Source organism: Saccharopolyspora sp. ID03-671, assembly GCF_045278815.1.
In the GTDB taxonomy this organism is placed as follows: Bacteria; Actinomycetota; Actinomycetes; order Mycobacteriales; family Pseudonocardiaceae; genus Saccharopolyspora; species Saccharopolyspora ipomoeae.
Genome location: NZ_CP134054.1, coordinates 4,995,558 through 5,011,395, shown reverse-complemented (window position 1 = coordinate 5,011,395; position 15,838 = coordinate 4,995,558). Strand labels below are relative to the sequence as shown.

11 protein-coding genes, 1 pseudogene and 2 riboswitches are annotated in these 15,838 nt (G+C 72.3%); of the genes and pseudogenes, 3 read left to right on the top strand and 9 right to left on the bottom strand.

Features of this window, described 5'->3' with window-relative positions:
• Positions 1 to 319: 319 nt before the first annotated feature.
• From REH65_RS23220 to REH65_RS23210, 3 genes and pseudogenes are all read right to left on the bottom strand, one after another.
• The gene (locus REH65_RS23220) at positions 320 to 2,344 is read right to left on the bottom strand and encodes a putative cobaltochelatase (protein WP_406689070.1); all 2,025 of its coding nucleotides are present in this window, start codon (positions 2,342 to 2,344) and stop codon (positions 320 to 322) included.
• Between the two features lie 38 nt (positions 2,345 to 2,382).
• Positions 2,383 to 2,568, bottom strand: a riboswitch (cobalamin riboswitch).
• A gap of 146 nt (positions 2,569 to 2,714) precedes the next feature.
• Positions 2,715 to 3,197, bottom strand: a complete 483-nt coding sequence (locus REH65_RS23215; protein WP_406689069.1) for a GNAT family N-acetyltransferase — start codon at positions 3,195 to 3,197, stop codon at positions 2,715 to 2,717.
• A gap of 78 nt (positions 3,198 to 3,275) precedes the next feature.
• Positions 3,276 to 4,015: pseudogene (locus tag REH65_RS23210) on the bottom strand (S1 family peptidase).
• A gap of 378 nt (positions 4,016 to 4,393) precedes the next feature.
• Between REH65_RS23210 and REH65_RS23205 the strand changes: the two are divergent.
• Positions 4,394 to 5,020 carry a LysE family translocator gene (locus REH65_RS23205; RefSeq protein ID WP_281454825.1) on the top strand — a complete coding sequence of 209 codons (627 nt, stop codon included), beginning with the start codon at positions 4,394 to 4,396 and terminating at the stop codon, positions 5,018 to 5,020.
• Here the strand turns inward: REH65_RS23205 and REH65_RS23200 are convergent.
• The gene (locus REH65_RS23200) at positions 4,934 to 6,139 is read right to left on the bottom strand and encodes an MFS transporter (protein WP_406689068.1); all 1,206 of its coding nucleotides are present in this window, start codon (positions 6,137 to 6,139) and stop codon (positions 4,934 to 4,936) included. The genes REH65_RS23205 and REH65_RS23200 overlap by 87 nt on opposite strands.
• Before the next feature lie 308 nt (positions 6,140 to 6,447).
• Between REH65_RS23200 and REH65_RS23195 the strand changes: the two genes are divergently transcribed.
• Complete coding sequence (locus tag REH65_RS23195) at positions 6,448 to 7,344, top strand: LysR substrate-binding domain-containing protein (RefSeq protein ID WP_406689067.1); 897 nt, start codon at positions 6,448 to 6,450, stop codon at positions 7,342 to 7,344.
• Positions 7,345 to 7,360: 16 nt separating this feature from the next.
• On the opposite strand, the gene REH65_RS23190 is transcribed toward REH65_RS23195, so the two are convergent.
• The 5 genes from REH65_RS23190 to REH65_RS23170 all read right to left on the bottom strand — a co-directional run bounded on the left by REH65_RS23190 (position 7,361) and on the right by REH65_RS23170 (position 15,048).
• Entirely contained in the window at positions 7,361 to 8,164 is an 804-nt protein-coding gene (locus tag REH65_RS23190) for a S1 family peptidase (RefSeq protein ID WP_406689066.1), read from the bottom strand.
• Positions 8,165 to 8,407: 243 nt separating this feature from the next.
• Complete coding sequence (gene cobN, locus REH65_RS23185; protein ID WP_406689065.1) at positions 8,408 to 12,085, bottom strand: cobaltochelatase subunit CobN; 3,678 nt, start codon at positions 12,083 to 12,085, stop codon at positions 8,408 to 8,410.
• Positions 12,086 to 12,110: 25 nt separating this feature from the next.
• A riboswitch (cobalamin riboswitch) is annotated at positions 12,111 to 12,299 on the bottom strand.
• 49 nt (positions 12,300 to 12,348) lie between these two features.
• Entirely contained in the window at positions 12,349 to 13,260 is a 912-nt protein-coding gene (locus tag REH65_RS23180; RefSeq protein ID WP_406689064.1) for a D-isomer specific 2-hydroxyacid dehydrogenase family protein, read from the bottom strand.
• 222 nt (positions 13,261 to 13,482) lie between these two features.
• Positions 13,483 to 14,076, bottom strand: a complete 594-nt coding sequence (locus tag REH65_RS23175) for a bifunctional 4-hydroxy-2-oxoglutarate aldolase/2-dehydro-3-deoxy-phosphogluconate aldolase (RefSeq protein ID WP_406689063.1) — start codon at positions 14,074 to 14,076, stop codon at positions 13,483 to 13,485.
• A gap of 3 nt (positions 14,077 to 14,079) precedes the next feature.
• Entirely contained in the window at positions 14,080 to 15,048 is a 969-nt protein-coding gene (locus REH65_RS23170) for a sugar kinase (protein WP_406689062.1), read from the bottom strand.
• A gap of 193 nt (positions 15,049 to 15,241) precedes the next feature.
• Between REH65_RS23170 and REH65_RS23165 the strand changes: the two genes are divergently transcribed.
• A complete protein-coding gene (locus REH65_RS23165) occupies positions 15,242 to 15,787 on the top strand; it encodes a YbhB/YbcL family Raf kinase inhibitor-like protein (RefSeq protein WP_281454835.1) in 546 nt (181 codons plus the stop codon).
• The last annotated feature ends 51 nt before the right edge of the window (positions 15,788 to 15,838 follow it).

Genomic DNA, 15,838 nt, shown 5'->3' with positions numbered 1-15,838 from the left:
ACCTAGGACGCTTGCACCGCCGCGGGTTCTCAGACGTTCTCTGGGGAGGACAGCCGTAGCGCCGTGTATTGGCATACATAAGTCTCGGATCCCGGAGCCAGAGGGCGTCTGAGGTTCCGCTACTGGCACCGCCAAGCAACCCAGCCACCGGAGTAATCCCGTCGAAAAAAGAGCCCCGCGCTCAACCGGCCTGGGGGTCGCTGGGAGCGCGGGGCACTTTGGAGGTCCACCCCTGGGGGTCAGGTGGACTGGTCGTCACCGTACCAATCCGACCGAAGGGTCGGTACTCGCAGGGTTGAATCTCGTAACCAAAACGAGACTAAGCCGCCAACCCGCTGTCACCGCTGACGGCCCGGACGACTCCGGCGACGTTCTCGGCGGAGAGCTCTTCGAGCCGCAGGCTGGGCCCGCCCAGGGCTGTGGCCAGCTGGTTCGCGAGTCCGAGCTTGACGGCACCGTTCTCGCAGTCGACGACGACGGAGGCGGTTCCGGTGCTCGCGAGGACGCGGGCGGCGCGCAGGGAGTCGTCGACGGCCTGCTTGGTGCCGGTGGTCCCGCCGACGCCGACGGTGGCCTTGCCGTCGGTGAGCAGCACGACGAGGGGCCGGCGCTGCGGGTCGCGGGTGGCTTCGGTGCGGATGACGTGCTGGGTGCGCAGCAGCCCGTCGGCGAGCGGGGTGCGCCCGCCGGTGCGGAGGCTGCGCAGCCGGGCGGCGGCGATGTCGACGGACGAGGTGGGCGGCAGGGCGAGTTCGGCCTTGTCGCCGCGGAAGGTGATCACGCCGACCTTGTCGCGCCGCTGGTAGGCGTCGCGCAGCAGGGACAGGACGGCGCCGCTGACGGCGCTCATCCGGTCGCGTGCGGCCATGGAGCCGGAGGCGTCGACGGCGAAGAGCACGAGGTTGCCCTCGCGGCCTTCGCGCAGGGCCCGGCGGACGTCGTCGGAGCGCAGGACCAGACCGGGTCCGCTGCGGCCGCGCGCGGCCTGGTGGGGCGCGGCGGCGGCGAGGGTGGCGGTGACGTGCAGGCCATGGCCGTCGACGGTGGTGGCGCGGGTGGTGCGTCCGCTGCGGGAGCGGGCGCGGGACCGGCGTCCGGGCGCGCCTTCGCCGAGCCCGGGCACTTCCAGCAGCCGGGCGCGGAAGGACTGCCCGGCGCCGACCGGGGAGCGTTCGGAGTCCCCACCTCCGGGCTGTTCCTGCTGCTCACCGCCTCCGCCGCCGTTCGGTCCGGTGGGCTCGTCCTGGGGTTCGCCGCCTCCACCGGGGCCGCCGTCGCCGCCTCCGTCGGGGTCGTCGTCCGGGTCTTCCGGCGCCTGGTCGTCGGCCTGCTCGGCGGCGTCGGACATCGCCTGCTGGAGCTGGTCCTCGGCCATGCCGGGCTCGTCGAACGGGTCGCGGCGGCGCCGGTGCGGCAGCGCGAGCCGGGCGGCGGCCTCGACGTCCTCCTCGGCGACGGCCCCGGCGCCGCGCCAGGCGGCGTGGGCGACGGCGGTGCGGGCGAGCACGAGGTCGGCGCGCATCCCGTCGACGTCGAAGGCGGCGCACAGCGCGGAGATCCGGCGCAGTTCGGAGTCGGGCAGCACGACGGTCTCGACGCGGTCGCGGGCGGCGCGGATGTGCTCGGCGAGTTCGGCGTCGGCGTCGGCCCACCGGGCGGCGAACCCGGCGGGGTCGGCTTCGAAGGCGAGCCTGCGGCGGACGACCTCGGTGCGGGTGCTGACCTCGCGGCTGGCGGCGACCTGCACGGTGAGGCCGAAGCGGTCGAGCAGCTGCGGCCGCAGCTCGCCTTCCTCGGGGTTCATGGTGCCGACGAGCAGGAACGACGCGGCGTGCGAGACGGAGACGCCGTCGCGCTCGACGTGCGCGCGGCCCATGGCGGCGGCGTCGAGCAGCAGGTCCACGAGGTGGTCGTGCAGCAGGTTGACCTCGTCGACGTAGAGGACGCCGCGGTGCGCTCCGGCGAGCAGGCCGGGCTGGAAGGCGCGGACGCCTTCGGTGAGCGCGCGTTCGAGGTCCAGGGAGCCGATGAGCCGGTCCTCGGTGGCGCCGACGGGCAGTTCGACGAGCTGCGCGGGCTTGCGGGTGGCGGTCTCGCCGTGCGGGGCGTCCGGGCACTGCGGGTCGGGGGCGGTGGGGTCGCAGCCGAAGCGGCAGTCGTCGACGACGTCCAGCGCGGGCAGCAGCGACGCCAGTGCGCGCACGACGGTCGACTTGGCCGTGCCCTTCTCGCCGCGCACCAGCACACCGCCGATGCGCGGGTGCACCGCGTTGAGCAGCAGCGCGAGCCGCAGGTCGTCGTGGCCGACCACGGCGGAGAAGGGGAAGCGGGGGGCAGCGGACATGCCGGTGTGGTTCCTTCCTCGGGGTGCGGACGCCCCGCTGTCGGGAACAAGGGGCCGCAGTGTCCTGACTCCCGGATCGTCACGTCCCTCCGGCCTTCCCAGGTCACCCCGGTGGCTCGCGCGGGAGGTCCGCTCCTCGGTCACAGTGGCGCCGACCGTGCCGGACTCGCACCGGCTTCCTGCCAACACCCCTTGCAAACGGATTCAGCTCGATGATCCCAGAAGGAGATCAAGCACCCAACCGCCGGCGCGGGAACTCACAGTTTCACGAGCTTGGCGGTGCGGGTAGCGGAACCTGATCGGCTCCGCGGACTCCGCGCGCCGCTCCTGATGCACGCCGACACGGAGTACTCGCCACGAAGAGGGAACCTCAACGACCGGCGGTGACGCTTGCTCGGCGGGGTTCGCGGCGCATGTCGACGTGCGGGATGCCGTCTTCGAGGTATTCGTCGCCGACCTCGACGAAGCCGAAGGACGCGTAGAAGCCCTTGGCGTAGGTCTGGGCGGACAGCACCGCGGGCGAGTTCTGCACCTCGGCGACGGCGGCGCGCATGAGCTTGCGGGCGATGCCGAGGCCGCGGGCGCTCTTGGCGGTGCAGACGCGGCCGATGCGGTAGGTGCCGTCGGGGTCCTCCAGCAGCCGGAGGTAGCCGAGCACGTAGTCGTCGGCGGAGTCGACCCAGAAGTGGCGGGTCGAGTCCTCCAGGTCGCGGCCGTCGAGCTCGGGGTACGGGCACTCCTGCTCGACCACGAAGACGTCGACGCGCAACCGCAGCATCCGGTAGAAGTCCGAGGCGTCGAGGTCTGCGGTGTAGGCGCGTTGCACGGCTGTCGCGAGCGGCTGAAGGGTCACCCTTACCTGGATATCACAGGGCTTCCCCGATCCCAGCATTCGCGGGCGCCGGGAGTTGTGCAGACCACTCGCCCCGCATCACGGCGCGTAGCTGGCCAGGCGGGTGTAGACGCCGGGCGTTCCGGGACGGCCGCAGCCGGTGCCGTAGGACACCACGCCTATGAGCCTGCCGTCGGCGACGATCGGGCCGCCGGAGTCCCCGCGCACGCGTCGCGGCCGCCTTCGGGGTAACCGGCGCAGAACATGCTGCGCGGGTCGTAGGTCGGGTAGGCGGAGCGGCAGGAGTCGTCGGGGGCGACGGGCACCTCCACGGAGCGCAGCGTGTCGGAGGCGGGCCCGTCCTCGCTGGTGCGGCCCCAGCCGTAGACGCGCGCCGCGGTGCCCGGCCGGTACGGCTCGGTGTCGCCGGGGGTGACGACGGGCAGCGGGCGCTGCGGCAGCGACGTGGCGAGTTCGAGCACGGCGAGGTCGTCGCCGGTGGTGAAGTCCTCGTAGCCGGGGTGCACCTTCACCTCGTCGACCTCGGCCTCGGTGCCCTCGGTGCTGCGCAGGTCGGTGCGCCCGGCGATCACGCGGATGTCCTTCGGGGAGCGCTCGGCCCCGGTGAGCGGGTCGTGCGCGCAGTGCGCGGCGGTGATGACCTCACCGGCGCGGATGAGGGTGCCGCCGCAGTACTGGTTGCCGTAGCGGTCGGTGAGCGCGACGACCCACGGCGCGTCCTCGGTGCTGGCGCCGGAGCCGCCGAGGATCCGGGACTGCGGCTGGTCGTCGCCGGTGATCGCCGGCCCGGCGTGGGCGACGGGGCTCCCGACTGCCATCGCGGTGACGGTTCCGGCGAGGGCGAGCGCGCGCAGCGCCCGGTTCTTGTCGATCGGTCCGTGGTCGTCGCGGCCCAATGCGGGTGCCTCCAGCTGTCGCGGTGATCGTGCGGAGCGGACACACCGTAATCACCCGCACACCGAAACATCACGAGGCGCAACTCACAGGTTCGCGGGAAAATATTTCGTTAAACTTGGTTCCGGAAACAAATCCTTTCGCGCTTGTCGCCGTCGACCGGCGCGCCTCCATCCCGCGGCGACGCGGACCCGGGGTCCCTCCACCACCGGCGTCCGCCGATTTCGCCTGACCGGATGACGAGATGAACCTGATCAAGCGACGCAGCAGCGGTTGCTGCCCGATTCGGAGAGGACTCCGCCGTGCTCCTGGACCTGACGCCGTTGCCCGCCTTCCTGCTGGCGAGCGCCGTCGTGATCATCACACCGGGAGTGGACGTCTTCCTGCTGCTGCGCACATCGCTCAACCACGGCCGCAAGGCCGGGCTGCTGGCGCTGGCCGGCATCCACACCGCCAGCGCGTTGCAGGTCGCGCTGGTCATCTCCGGGCTGGGGGCGCTGATCACCAGCGCGCCGGGCGTCATGGTGGCGCTGAAGTGGGTCGGCGCGGCCTACCTGCTCTACCTCGCGGCGACGATCGTGCGCGGCTACTGGCTGACCCGCCGCGAGACCGGCTCGCTGGACGTGCCGCCGCCGGAGGACGCCAACCCCTACCTGCGGGGACTGCTCAGCAACCTCACCAACCCGAAGATGCTGCTGTTCAGCCTCGCGTTCCTGCCGCAGTTCGTCGGCGCCTCGACGCAACCGGCGCTGCAGCTGGTCGCGCTGGGCGCGGTGTTCCTGCTGCTCGCCGCGATCTGGGAGGTGACGATCGTGCTCTCGGCCGCCGGGATCGCCGACCGGCTAAAGAACCCCCGAGTCTCGAAGTCGCTGGACGCGCTGAGCGCGACGGCCTTCGTGACCATCTCCATCGGCCTCGTCGCGAGCTGACAGCAGCGTCAGCAGCGCGAGCCCGGCCAGCACCAGCAGCACGACCGGCACCGACACCACCCCGGAGAGCAGGCTGATGACGAACGGCGTGCAGAAGCCCAGGTAGGCCAGCACCCACATGATCGCGGTCAGCCCGGCCAGCTCGGCGGGCCCGGCGATCCGGCCGACCATCGTCAGGCAGTAGGTCGACACGAAGCCGTAGCCGGTGCCCAGCGTCAGCGAGGCCAGCAGCCCCAGCCACGGCTGCACCTGCCACGCCGCGATCGCCGCCAGCACCAGCCCGGCGGCGATCGCCGGGAGCCCGAACACTGCCGTGGCCCGCACCCCGTTGCGGGCGATCCGGCGCGCCCACGGCTGCACGACCGCCCCGAAACCCGGCGCGCACAGCGTCGACAAGCCCGCGTAGAGCACCTCGAAGCCGGGTGCGTGGGCGGTGACCTGCGCGGGAAGGACCGCGAAACCGACGGTCGGGCACAGGAAGATCCACGGCGCCACCGGCGCCACCCGCCGCAGGAAGCGCGGGTCGCGCGCACCCCGCCCGCGCGGCGCCCCGGCCGCGTGCTCGACGCGGGTCTCCGGGCAGCGCCACGCAAGCGGCAGCGTCACCGCGCACAGCAGCAGGTGCGGAACGTAGGCGCTGACCAGCGGGAACGGGCCCCAGGTAGCGACCAGCGCGGAGGCCAGCCCGCTCACGCTGAAGCCGACGGCCAGCAGCACCCCGGCCCGACGCGCACCGGCCCCGTCCTCGGTCGCGGTCCCGAACGGCGGGTGCGACAGGTCCCGCACCCACGCGCTCCCGGCGGCCAGCACGGCCCCGGTGCTCACCCCCACCAGCAACCGGCCGATCACCAGCCCCGGCACGACGTGCGCCCCGAGCATCAGCGCGACGGTGGCCGCAGCGTTGATCACGATCGACCAGAGCACCACCGGCCTGCGCCCCCGCCGGTCCGCCAGCGGACCCCCGAACAGCAACCCGGGCACGAGCCCCACGACGTACAAGGCCAACAACCCGGTCGCCGCCGAGGGGCTCAACCCCAGTTCACCCCGATAAGCCCCCAGCAACGGCGAGAACTGGTTAGCACCCCACCCGGCCACCATCAACAACAGACCAGCAGGCACCCAAACGCTTCGCACCCCTAACGTTCTACGTCCCCGAACCACCCCAATGCCCCCACCGTTCGGTTTTCCCGAACGACTACGCCTCTCCAAGACGCTCCAGGCCCGTGCGAATCGATCGAGGCCCTCGTCGAGAACGGAATCGATCCGTCTCATCACGTCCTCCCGTTGGGAACCGTCGGTTCGCGGGTTCTCCACGATCGGCTCAGCTTCGAAGCCGCTGATGCTGCGGGGGTTCGTCGTTATGCGTGCCTCTTTCGCTGGTTTCGGGGTATCGCCGGTCGTAGCTTGCTCGTATGGAGTTCCGGCGGTTGGAGACTTTGCTCGCGGTGGCCGAGGAGGGGCACTTCGGGCGGGCCGCTGAGCGGTTGTTCCTGGCGAAGGCGACCGTGACCGAGCACGTCAAGCAGCTGGAGCAGGACTTCGGGGTGCCGTTGCTGGAGCGCGGGCCGGTGCGGTTGACGCCCGCCGGGCACCGGCTCGCGCGGCACGCGCGAGCGCTCCTGGCCGCCGCCGAGCTCGCCCGCGAGGACGTCGCCGAGGCGGCGACGGCGCAGCCGGGCGTGCTGCGGGTCGGCGTGATGGGGCACGGCTCGGCCGAGCTGACCCCGGCGACCGTGCGGGCGTTCCGGACCGCCCACCCCGAGATCGACCTGCGGCTGGTGCCGCTGGACTTCACCGAGCACGTGTCGGCGCTGCTGGAGCACCGGGTGGACGTGGCCTTCGTGCGCCCGGCGCCGGAGGACGAGCGCGTCGAGATCGACGTGCTCACCACCGAGCGGCGGATCGTCGTCGTCTCGGCCCGCTGGGAACTGGCCGACGCGCCCGAGGTGCGGTTGGCCGACGTGCTCGACCTGCCGTTCATCCGGCTACCCGAGCGCACGCCGCGGCCGTTCAGCGACTACCTGTACTTCACCGCGGCGCGGGGCGGGGAAGCCCCGCGCCGCGGTCGGGACGACGCCGTCACCCCGCACGAGGTGCTGGCCACCGCGGCCGCCGGGCGCGGGGCGGGGTCTGCGCTGGAGTCCTTCGAGCGCTTCTACCCGTGGCCCGGCACCCGGTGCGTGCCGGTGGCCGACGCGCCGTGGGAGCACAGCGTGCTGGTCAGCCGCGCCGGTGACCCGGACCCGCAGGTCCGGGCCTTCCGGACGCTGGCCGCCGGCCTGGCCCGGGAACTCGGCCCCGGACTGCGGCTGACCCCGGCTTGATCAGCACGACCGGTGGTCAGCGCTGCGCCGTGAGCTGGGCCTGGATGTCCGGCTGGTAGGCGGCGGTGCGGGTGTAGATGCCCGGGCTTCCCGGCCGGGCGCAGCCGTTGCCGGTGGAGACGATGCCGACGAGCTTGCCGTCGACCACCAGCGGGCCGCCGGAGTCGCCCTGGCAGCTGTCCACGCCGCCTTCGGGGAACCCGGCGCAGACCATCGCCTTCGGGTCGTACTGCTCGTAAGCCTTCTTGCAGTCGGCGTCCGAGGTCAGCGGCACCTCGGCCTTCTGCAGGGTCTCGGAGGCGTCGCCGCCCTCGGAGGTGGCGCCCCAGCCGAGCACGGCGGCCATCTTGCCCGGCTCGTAGGCGGCGGTGTCCTCCGGCGTGGCGACCGGCAGCGGGGCCTGGGGCAGTTCCTGGTCGAGGGTCAGCACCGCGACGTCGGAGCCGGTGTTGGCGTCCTGGTAGCCGGGGTGCACCCAGATGTCGGTGACCGCGGCTTCGACGCCCTCGGTGGTGGACTTGTCCTCGCGGCCCGCGACGACCTTGACCGCCGTGGGCTGCTCGCCCTCGACGCAGTGAGCGGCGGTGATGACCTTGTTGGCCGCGCCGATCGTGCCGCCGCAGAACTGGTTGCCCTGGTTGTCGGCCAGGAAGACCACCCACGGGTGGTCGGCGATCGGGGCCTGCTGCCCGCCGACGATCGGCGGTGCGGCCGCGCCCTGCTCGGAGGCGTGCGCGCTGGTCGTCAGCAGCCCGCCGAGCAGGCTCATCGCCGCGAGCGTTCCGGCCGCCGCCCGCGCCCCGAATTTCGTGTCCGACATGGTTCGTCTCCTCCCCCGGAGCCTCCCCGGCGGCCGTCCGACCGCCGCTCCGGCTCGTCCAAAGTGTCCACGAGTAAGAGGAGATGAACCCCCTGTCAGATACACCTCGACCGTGAGCGCAACACGAACGAGTGGAATTCTGCGGTACTTTCCACCCGAACGGCCCACCGCATCAGTCCACTGTGGAGAGACAGGAGAAGGTACATTCCGCCCGGGACCGGCACCCCGGTCCCGGGCGGACGATCAGTCCTCCAACTGGCCTTCCAGCTCCAGGTACACCGACCGCAGGTCGTCGAGGACCTGCTCGTCCGGCTCGGCCCACAGCCCCCGGTCGGCGGCCTCCAGCAGGCGCTCGGTCATGCCGCGCAGCGCCCACGGGTTGGAGTTGCGCAGGAACTGCTGCACCTGCTCGTCGAAGACGTAGGACTCGGCCAGCTTGGTGTACATCCAGTCGTCGACGACCCCGGCGGTGGCGTCGAAGCCGAACAGGTAGTCCACGGTCGCCGCGAGCTCGAACGCGCCCTTGTAGCCGTGGCGCTGCATCGCCGAGATCCACTTCGGGTTGACCACCCGGGCCCGGAAGACCCGCTTGGTCTCCTCGCCCAGCGTCCGCGTCTTGACCGCGTGCGGCACCGCCGAGTCACCCACGTAGGCGGCCGGGTTCTGCCCGGACAGCGAGCGCACCATCGCGACCATGCCGCCGTGGTACTGGAAGTAGTCGTCGGAGTCGGCGATGTCGTGCTCGCGGGTGTCGACGTTCTTGGCCGCCACCTGGATGCGCTTGAACGCCGTCTCCATGTCGCCGCGCGCCTCGCGCCCGTCCAGGCCCCGCCCGTAGGCGTAGCCGCCCCAGGTCGCGTAGACCTCGGCGAGGTCGGCGTCGCTGCGCCAGTTGCGGGCGTCGATCAGCGGCAGCAGACCGGCACCGTAGGCGCCCGGCTTCGAGCCGAAGATGCGGGTGGAGGCCCGGCGGTCGTCGCCGTGCTCCGCCCTGTCGGCGCGGTAGTGGGCGGCGACGTAGTTGTCCTCGTCGGGCTCGTCGAGGACGGCCACGGTCTGCACCGCGTCGTCGATCAGCGACACCACGTGCGGGAACGCGTCGCGGAAGAAGCCGGAGATGCGCACCACCACGTCGATGCGCGGGCGCCCCAGCTCGGCGACCGGGACGACCTCGAAGCCGGTGACCCGGCGGGACGCGTCGTCCCACTTCGGGCGGCAGCCCAGCAGCCACAGGATCTCGGCGATGTCGTCGCCCTGGGTCCGCATCGCCGAGGTGCCCCACACGGTCAGGCCGACCGAGCGCGGGTTCTCCCCGGTGTCGGCGACGTGCCGGGCGATCAGCGACTCGGCCAGCGCGGAGCCGACGTCGAAGGCGTTGCGGGACGGGATCGCCTTGGGGTCCACCGAGTAGAAGTTGCGGCCGGTCGGCAGCACCGAGATCAGACCGCGGGTCGGCGACCCGGACGGCCCGGCGGGCACGAAACCGCCGTCGAGCGCGTGCAGCACGTTGTCGACCTCGTCGGTGGTGCGCGCCAGCCGCGGCACCAGCTCGGCGCAGGCGAACCGCAGGATGCGGCCGACGTCGGCGATCTCGGCGCCGATCACGCCGGTGACGACCTCCTCGGCCCGCTCGGCGTCCCAGCCGGTGTCGGCGAGCGCCTCGACGAGCCTGCGCGCCAACGACTCCAGCAGGTCCACCGCGTCCGACGCCGAGGCCGACGGGCCCTCGACGAGCTTCGTCAGCTCGGCCGGGACGTCCGCGCGCGCACCGGGTTCGGCCAGCAGCGCCTGCTCGTCGAGTCCGAAGTGGACCGACAGCGCGGAGCGCAGGCCGGGCAGCGCGCCGACCGTGCCGCCGAAGACCTGCTTGGCGCGCAGGATCGCCAGCACGTCGTTGACCAGCTCCTCGTCGCGCGGCGCACGGCCGAGGATGTGCAGGCCGTCGCGGATCTGCACGTCCTTGATCTCGCACAGGTAGCCGTCGACGTGCATCACGAAGTCGTCGAAGGACTCCTCGTCCGGCTGACCCTCCTGGTGCAGGTCGTGGTGCAGCTCGGCGTGGGTGATCAGCTCCCAGATCTGGTTGCGCAGCGCCGGCTTCTTCTCCGGGTCCAGGTCTGTGACCAGGGCGTACTCGTCGAGCAGCTGCTCCAGCTTGGCGATGTCGCCGTAGGCGTCTGCGCGCGCCATCGGCGGGATCATGTGGTCGACCACGGTCGCGTGGCCGCGCCGCTTGGCCTGCGTGCCCTCGCCCGGGTCGTTGACGATGAACGGGTAGACGAACGGCATGTCGCCCAGCACCGCGTCCGGCGCGCAGTCCGCGGCCAGGCCCAGCCCCTTGCCGGGCAGCCACTCCAGGGTGCCGTGCTTGCCGAGGTGGATCACCGCGTCGGCGCCGAACTCCTCGTCCAGCCAGCGGTAGGCGGCCAGGTACTGGTGCGACGGCGGCAGGTCCGGGTCGTGGTAGATCGCGATCGGGTTCTCGCCGAACCCGCGCGGCGGCTGAATCAGGATCACCACGTTGCCGAAGCGCAGCGCGGCGACGTAGAGGTAGCCCTCGTCGTCGACGTAGAGGCTGCCGGGCGGGGCGCCCCAGTGCTCGGTCATCGACGCGCGCAGCTCCTCGGGCAGCGCGTCGAACCACTCGCGGTAGCGCGGCGCCGGGACGCGGATCGCGGCCTCGGCCATCTGCTCCTCGGTCAGCCACTCCACGTCGTGCCCACCTGCGGAGATGAGCCGGTGGATGAGGGTGTCGCCGTCCAGGCCGGCCACGTCCAGCCCGCCGAGGTCGTAGCCCGCGGCCTCCAGCGCGCGCAGCAGCACCACCGCGGAGGCCGGGGTGTCCAGGCCGACGGCGTTGCCGACGCGGGAGTGCTTGGTCGGGTAGGACGAGAGCACGACGCCGAGGCGCTTGGCGGAATTGTCGACGTGCCTCAGCCGCGCCAGCGACACCGCGGTGGAGGCCACCCGCGCCGCGCGCTCGGCGTCGGCGACGTAGACCGGGATGCCCTCCGGGCCCTCCTCCTTGAAGGAGAACGGGACGCTGATCAACCGGCCGTCGAACTCCGGCACCGCGACCTGCATCGCGGCGTCCATCGGCGACAGCGCGGCGTCGCTGTCGGCCCACACCGCGCGGCTGGTCGTCAGGCACAGGCCCTGCAGCACCGGGATGTCGAGCTCGGCCAGCGCACCCGCGTCCCAGGAGTCCTCGTCGCCGCCCGCGCTGGCGTCGGCGGCCACGGCACCGCCCGCGGCCAGGACGGTGGCGATCAGGGTGTCGCAGCCGGCCAGCAGCTCGCGCAGACCGGCGGCGTCGGACAGGCCGCGCAGCGAACCGCAGAACACCGGCACGACGTTGGCCCCGGCGGCTTCGACCTGGTCGGCGAGGGTGTCGACGAAGGCGGTGTTGCCCGACAGGGCGTGCGCCCGGTAGAAGACCACGCCGATCGTGGGCTTCGACGGGTCGTGGGCGCGCTCGCCGTGCAGCCCGAACTCGGGCATCGACTGCGGCTCGGTGAACCCGGTGCCGGTCAGCAGCACCGTGTCGGACAGGAAGTTCGCCAGCTGCGCGAGGTTCTCCGGACCGCCTTCGACCAGGTAAGCCAGGGCCTGGGTGGACACACCGGCGGGCACCGTGGACAGCGTCATCAGCTCGGCGTCCGGGGTCGCCTCACCGCCCAGCGCCACGGTCGGGAGGCCGGAGGCCAGCACGGCGTCCAGGCCCTCCTCCCAGGCGCGACGGCCGCCGAGCAGGCGCACGACCACGACGTCGACGCCGTCGAGCAGCGCGGGAACGTCCTCGGCGGCCACCCGGGAGGGGTTGGCGACGCGGTAGTCGGCCTCGGCGGCGCGGGCGGCCAGCAGGTCGGTGTCCGCAGTGGACAGCAGCAGAACTCGGGCGTCGCGGGCAGGCTCGCTCACGGTGATCCTCTCTCGGGGTGCGCGCCCCGGCGGGGGTCACGGCGGCAGGAGTTCCTGGCTCCCGGATCCTCGCGGGGTCCCCGCCTTCCAGCCTGTCAGGGCCGTGGCTGCCAGGGGCCCGCTCCCCGGTCACAGTGGCGCGACCGCCCCGGCCTCACACCGGGTTCCTCCACGTCACCGCCGTACTGGCGAAGCCATCCTATCGATCGAGAGACCCCTCACCACCCACCGCGCGATTTCGCGAGAAAGATCTCGTTCCCCGCTCAGTACCCGGCGGTCACGTCGACCAGCCCGAGGAGGGGCTGACCTGCGATGTGGCGGCGGACGTTCTCCTCGACGCGGCGTGCCAGGGCCGGCATCTGCAGGTGCGGCGGGTTGGCCGTGTGCGGGGAGATCAGCGCGCGCGGGTGGCCGAACAGCGGGTGGCCGTCGGGCAGCGGCTCCGGATCGGTGACGTCGAGCGCGGCACCGCCGATGCGGCCCGCGTCCAGAGCCTCGACCAGCGCGTCGGTGTCGACCAGGGAGCCGCGCGCGATGTTGATCAGCCACGCGTCGGACTTCATGGTCTCCAGCGCGGCGGCGTCGACGAGCTTCGAGGTGGCCGAGGTCGCCGGGGCCGCGACCACGACGAAGTCCGAATTGGCGAGCAGCTCCCGCATCCCGTCGGCGTCGTCGGCGGGCCAGGTCCGCTCGGCGCCCAGCACCGGCTTGCCGGAGCGGTTCACCGCCAGCACCCGCACCTGGAAGGGACGGAGCATCTCGATCAGCGCCTTGCCGATGCCACCGGCACCGATGATGCCGACGGTCGATCCGGTGAGGCTGCGCATTCCCTCGGGACGCTGCCAGGTGGTGGCCCGCGCCATCGCGGCGAGCTGCCGCGCGCCGGACAGCATCAGGCCGAGGGTGTGCTCGGCGACGGTCTGGGCGAAGGTGCCCGCGGCGGAGGTGAAGGTCAGGTCCTCGCGCAGCACCCCGGAGGCCACCCAGGACTCGATGCCCGCCGAGGGCAGCTGCACCCACTCCAGCCCCGGGCGGTCGTACTCGGCGAACCGGTTCGGCTCGGCACCGAACCACACCAGCGCGTTCGCGTCCTCGGCGGAGCTCAGCTCGGCCCCCGCCGCCACCACGGCGGCCTCCAGATCGGGCTGCGACACCGGACCAACGTGGACCTTCACGACTTCTCCTCCATCACACGACGTTCCCGAGACCCCACCACGACCGGGTTGTGGGGACGGTTCTCATGAAAACCTCCCCTCACCCAGACACCGGGAGGTTTTCATGAAAACTTCCCCCACCACGCGACGAGACCCTCCGTGAGGTGGGAGAACGTCACCAGGTGTTCCCCACACCACGTCGAACTCATCCGGGGTTGGGGGAGGTTTTCATGAAAACTTCCCCTACCTCTCGATGAGGTCGGCGAGGGCGGGGAGTTGGGTTTCATCTTCCAGGGCCGAGCCGACTGCGACGACGTCGGCTCCCGCCGCCAGGAACTCGGGGGCGTTGCGGGCGTTCATGCCGCCGGTGGCGACCACGCGCAGCGCGGGGAACGGGCCCTTCATCGCGCGGAACCAGCTGCTGCCCAGCTCGGCGGCGGGGAACGCCTTGACCCAGCTCAACCCGAGGCGCAGCGCCTGCTGGATCTCGCTGGGGGTGGCGACGCCGGGCACGTGCGGCAGGTCGAGTTCGGCGCTGAGCCGCACGATCTCGGCGTCGAGCCCGGGCGCGATGGTGAAGGCCGCACCCAGGTCGCGGGCGGTGCGCAGCTGCTCGGGGGTGACGATGGTGCCCGCGCCGACCGGGCGGCCGCGCTCGGCTCCGGCGCGCACGGCGGCGGCCAGCGACGGTTCGGCCTTCGGCGTCTCGATCGGCACCTCGACGGCGTCGATGCCCAGGTCCCAGGCGCGTTCGGCGAGTTCGACCGTCCGCTGCGGGTCCATGCCGCGCAGGATCGCCATCACCGGCCGGGCGAAGAGGTCTTCCAGGAAGGGCACTTCTCACTCGCTCCCGTCGAATCGCAGTGCGCCCCAGCGCTGTTCGTCGAGCCCCAGCCAGCGCTCCAGCGACTCGGCGTCCGGCGCGGCGGCGTGGTCCTCGGTGCTGCGCAGGCTGTGCGCGGCCAGCAGGTGGCCGCGGCGCAGGCAGCGCTGGTCGTCCTCGCCGCGCAGCACGCCGGAGAGGAACCCGGCGGCGAAGGCGTCCCCGGCTCCGACCGGTTCGACGACCTCGACGGTCGGCGCGGGCACGGCGGTGTTGCGCTCGCCGAGCGCGTAGGCCGCCTCGGCACCGTCCTTGACCACGACCGTGACCGGTCCGTCGAGGAGTTCCCGCACGTCATCGGCGGTCTTCACGCCCCACAGGGCGGCGGCCTCGTCGAGGCCGACGAAGACCACGTCGGCGAGCTGGGCGAGCTCGGCGAGGACCGGGGCGGCCCGGCGAGCCGACCACAGCGCGGGCCGGTGGTTGACGTCGAAGGAGATCGGGGCGCGGCGCGGCCGGGTCAGCAACCGCCGGATCAGCCGGTCGCAGCCCTCCGACAGGGCCGGGGTGATGCCGCTGATGTGCAGGACGCGCGCGGCGTCGACGACTTCGTCGGCGAGGAAGTCCTCATCCATCGTGGAGGCGGCCGAACCCGCGCGGTAGTAGTGCACGCGGGTTCCCTCGGGCCGGGGGTCCTTGAAGTAGACGCCGGTGGGCGCGTCGGCGCGCACCTCGACCAGGCCGGTGTCGACTCCGGCGGCGGCGATCGAGGCGACCAGGCGGCGTCCGAGCGGGTCGTCGCCGACGCGGCCGGCCCACTGCGCGCGGTGCCCGAGCGAGGCCAGGTGCACGGCCACGTTGGACTCGGCGCCCCCGGCGGAGAGCGTGAAGGAGGGGGCTCGTTCGAGCGGCGCCGGGGCGGCCGGAGCGACCAGCGACATCGTCTCGCCCAGGCACAACACCTCGGCCTCGTTGCCCGGCTGCACCACGTGTCCTCCCGTTCATCACTGGGTCGGGCGACAGCTTAGCGACACCGCGATGCAGGATGCACACTCCCCATTGCGCATCGCGCAACGAAGCCGATAGATCCGGCGCGCTCGGCCCGCGTGGGTTCTCCTAGGCTGGGCCCGGTGATCGCCGACGATCACCCCCTAGCCACAGGAAAAGGAGGATGCTCGCATGAGTCTGGAGCGCCCGATCGATCCTGATCCGTACTCGTTCCTGCCCGCGGTTCCCGAGTTCACCGTCACCTCCAGCGACGTGGCCGACGGCCGGGCGATGTCCAAGGCCCAGGCCTTCGACGGCATGGGAGCGGACGGTCAGAACCTCTCGCCGCAGCTGAGCTGGTCGGGGTTCCCGGAGACCGCGAAGAGCTTCGTGGTCACCTGCTTCGACCCGGACGCGCCGATCCCGGGCGGTTTCTGGCACTGGATCCTGGTCGACGTCCCGGCCGACGTCACCGAGCTGGCCACCGACGCGGGCAACCGCAGCGGCCAGAACATCCCGGCCGGTTCGTTCCACGTCTCCAACGACATGGGCGAGCGCGCCTTCGGCGGTGCCGCTCCGCCGCCCGGTGACCGGCCGCACCGCTACTACTTCGTGGTGCACGCGGTCGACACCGACAAGCTGGGCGTGGACGAGAACGCCTCGGCGGCGGTGGTCAGCTTCAACCTGGCCTTCCACACCGTCGGTCGCGCCGTCATCACCCCCACCTACCAGCACTGAGGCCGGTCCTCGTCGAGCCCGCCCGGAACGCTCCGGGCGGGCTCGACGTCG

Coding starts and splice junctions, on each gene's coding strand:
- REH65_RS23190 (WP_406689066.1), bottom strand. CDS start 8,164: ATGTCGGACACGAAATTCGGGGCGCGGGCGGCGGCCGGAACGCTCGCG.
- REH65_RS23220 (WP_406689070.1), bottom strand. CDS start 2,344: ATGTCCGCTGCCCCCCGCTTCCCCTTCTCCGCCGTGGTCGGCCACGAC.
- REH65_RS23165 (WP_281454835.1), top strand. CDS start 15,242: ATGAGTCTGGAGCGCCCGATCGATCCTGATCCGTACTCGTTCCTGCCC.